The 3,186-nt window shown below is 38.7% G+C and carries 3 protein-coding genes; 1 reads left to right on the top strand and 2 read right to left on the bottom strand.

The window, feature by feature from the left end:
* Window positions 1–670 precede the first annotated feature (670 nt).
* The gene (locus tag A7Q09_RS09480) at window positions 671–1,027 is read left to right on the top strand and encodes an RAMP superfamily CRISPR-associated protein (protein ID WP_134391210.1); all 357 of its coding nucleotides are present in this window, start codon (window positions 671–673) and stop codon (window positions 1,025–1,027) included.
* A gap of 129 nt (window positions 1,028–1,156) precedes the next feature.
* On the opposite strand, the gene A7Q09_RS09475 is transcribed toward A7Q09_RS09480, so the two are convergent.
* Window positions 1,157–1,522, bottom strand: a complete 366-nt coding sequence (locus A7Q09_RS09475; RefSeq protein ID WP_134391209.1) for a helix-turn-helix domain-containing protein — start codon at window positions 1,520–1,522, stop codon at window positions 1,157–1,159.
* Window positions 1,523–1,769: 247 nt separating this feature from the next.
* Complete coding sequence (locus A7Q09_RS09470; RefSeq protein WP_134391208.1) at window positions 1,770–2,453, bottom strand: hypothetical protein; 684 nt, start codon at window positions 2,451–2,453, stop codon at window positions 1,770–1,772.
* Window positions 2,454–3,186 lie beyond the last annotated feature (733 nt).

The raw sequence follows: 3,186 nt of genomic DNA, 5'->3' as shown, positions 1-3,186 counted from the left end.
CGGGAGGTGAATGGGGCCAAGAATATCATGACGCATGGTTTGGCCGTCCTAAACGGCCCTATGGCGAGTTCCGCCAAATGTGAAGCCGGTGGAGAAAAAGCTCTGGCCGCTGTCGCATGACGATGGTAAAACTGTCCTCTGTGAAGCAGGAAGTTAGCTTTGTTCCTCTCTGAGCAGGAACGAGTAAGTCTGACGGAACGGTAGATATGAGTATAGTGAGGGATCCCGTAAAAAAGATCCCAAAAATTCCTGGTTCAAGTTTGGCTGGAGTTTACCGAGCTTACGTTACTATAGAAACTCAAAGATACACTGGTTGTACTGGCATAAATACAGAAAAAAACTCATTGCGGCAACTGCGTTGTATGCACCCTTTTTGGCTTTGATAAGGGGAACAATAGAGGAATAGCAGGGCTAGTTGCTTTTGGTGATGGGAATGTTTTATTCTTTCCTGTTATTACTAGAGAAGGTCCATACTGGATTACCTCTCCTATGGCTCTCCAAAGTTATAATAATGCATTGAATCAATTATAGGATGTTTCAGACGAAAAATTATATTTAAAAAAAGATCAGATAAATTCCAAAAGATACCTTAATCTTGGCTGGCTTTTGCTTCCTGTAGATGAATTGGATGATTATTTATATACCTGGATAGACTCTATTCTAACTATCGATGTTTAAAAAAGCAATCCAAAACAGGATTGGAGTTGTTTCAGATTCTTTACTGAGTCAGATTATCAATGATAATCTTGAAGTTAGAACCTCTGTGGCTATTGATCCAAATACGGCTACTGCCGCTGAAGGATCGATTTTTTCCTACGAAGCTCTACCTAAAGGGACAATTCTTCTCTGGAATATGACTTGTAAAAATGCCTTATTGTTTAAACCAAATAATGTCAATATATTAGATATAAATAATGTTTATCATACAGTTATAAAAGCACATCCATACTTTGAGTTTTTAGGTATTGGAGGGCTTGGAAGACACCACAGTATAGACCGAATGAAAACATTAAACTCAGTAGCGTAAGGAACCTAATGAAAAAAACATTTTGTTTTTTGTTTTCGTTCTAAAACCATCTTCTACTAGTAGCCTGCTTTTTCCTTCACAAGACAATCGAGATTGGATTTAGGCTACAGCAATTATTTCTAACTCCACTTATAGTCTTTTAGCTATTTCTTTTAATAGGCTCATCAAAGCCTGATAAATGTCTTCTGGTAATTTACGAAACTCATCAACATCCTTAAAGTCAACCTTCTGGAAGTTCTGACCTTTCTTGCCGTTGTGGTGAAAATTCATTTCTCCTCTGCCAAGTATTAACCAATCCATAGAAATGTCTAATTTTTCGCATAACAGTACAGCATGTTTTAAAGAAATACTTTTTCCCTGTTGCCACCGACATATTGTGCATTCGTGTATTCCTAGTTCTTTAGCTAGAGCGAGCTGTTTATTACATAATCGAGCACTTAATGCTTCTTTGATTCTCTTTCCTCTATTTGGATCATGATTCTTATATGTTTTCATGCATTATGAAAACATTATGATTATATACATGTATTTGAATTTTAATAAGTTATAATTATATTTTCATATTATTTATCCATCGTCTGTAATTTTTGTTATTAAATTTAATATACCCGCTACTTATCTTTTAATCACATTGAAAGAGAAGGCAAATTTGCCTTCTCTTTCAATTAAAAATAACCAATCTCCACAATCATTATAATGATTTATATGTTGATTTGAATCTCATCTCAATAATCATTATAAATCACGCTACTGGTTCTGGCTCTCCTTTTACTACTTTCCAATCCCCCGTTGAGGTATAAATCACGGTACACTTTTCAAATGCGAATGAAGTAGGTACATGTACGACTGCAGCCTGATTGGCTACCTGATCCCAATTTGCAAGTACATTACTTCCATATTCACCGATGCTTATGTAGAACCGCAATTTTGGAGTCAATATTCTTGTTTCTTGGGGTTCAGGAGACCAAGTCATTCCCAAAAACCCAGAGGTTGTCTTTATCCCAAAAGATTGGTTGCAAAACCAATCATTGTCTTGATTCTTGACTTTATCAAACCTGTTAGACACAATAGAAATCGTATTGCTTGGAGAAACTTTTGGCAATTTTGTCAACGTCGGCCCTTCATTAGGTGGTACGGTTGAATAATTTGCTTCCCATATTTCCCCAATGTTGGCGTCTTCTACAATATTTGATACGATCTTTACTCCAAGACCAACAGCATTATTACTCGCTCCTGCTCCTATAACATATTGAACAGGGATTTCAAAATAGTTGTGACCATTTACATTATTTCTAATCCTCAATCTCACATTAGAGTTAGCAAAAACGCGTTGATCATTGACAAGTTCCTGTGGAGGAGCAAGAAAGCACCAAAAATTCTGTGCATCCGCTCCATTGTTTATTACATATATTCTATATATATCCATGCTTATTCTCCTTTTAATATTTCGTTTTTTAACACACTGAATCTAATCAGTATTCATATGAGTATTTTGTAGAACCATGGATTATAAAATCAACTTCTACTGATTGCATATTGTGCAATTATAAGAAATTCCATTGCACTACGAGCAAGGTAATGTTTTTATCTAATCCATGTTTGATGAAACTTTTGTAAGGTGCTGATTATCTATGGTCTTTTTTATAATGTGTCACTATGTAAGGGTTTTGGGAACTATTTTTGGATTTCCAAGGCACTAAGCGGCCAACTCGGAGGGCGGAAAGGATCCGGCCGCCCATGTTGGTTTCCCGCCGTGACTCCGCGGTGTTTGGTGCCAGCGATGTCTGCCTCGGGCGTCTTTGGACGGTGCGTAGGTGAGTCAGGGCCTTTTCGGGGAAAAGGAGAGCTTGGCTGCCTTAAGTTTTTTCTCCAATAGCCGGTCAAGCAAGAAGGCCAAGGCGGCGACAAAGACATGGGCCTGGACGAGCTCTCGGATCATGGGGATAGATCGGAGGCATCTCTAGGACATCTTTTAACTTCCTAAAGGCCCGCTCCACTTGGGTAAGCTCCTTGTAAGCGCAGACGGCCTCTACCGCGGAGAGATTTTTTTCTTGCCTCTAGGATCAGGTAGTTGCCTTAGGGAAGCTTTTGCTCTTCCAAAGGCTTTTTCGCCAGAACTGGAACCGACCGGAACGGAGGCTCCAGCGGAAATAGCGATC

Origin of the sequence: Methylacidiphilum sp. Yel, assembly GCF_004421185.1 — a bacterium.
GTDB lineage: Bacteria > Verrucomicrobiota > Verrucomicrobiia > Methylacidiphilales > Methylacidiphilaceae > Methylacidiphilum.
The sequence above is the reverse complement of the archived record's forward strand: the minus strand, read 5'-3'. Positions and strand labels throughout refer to the sequence as shown.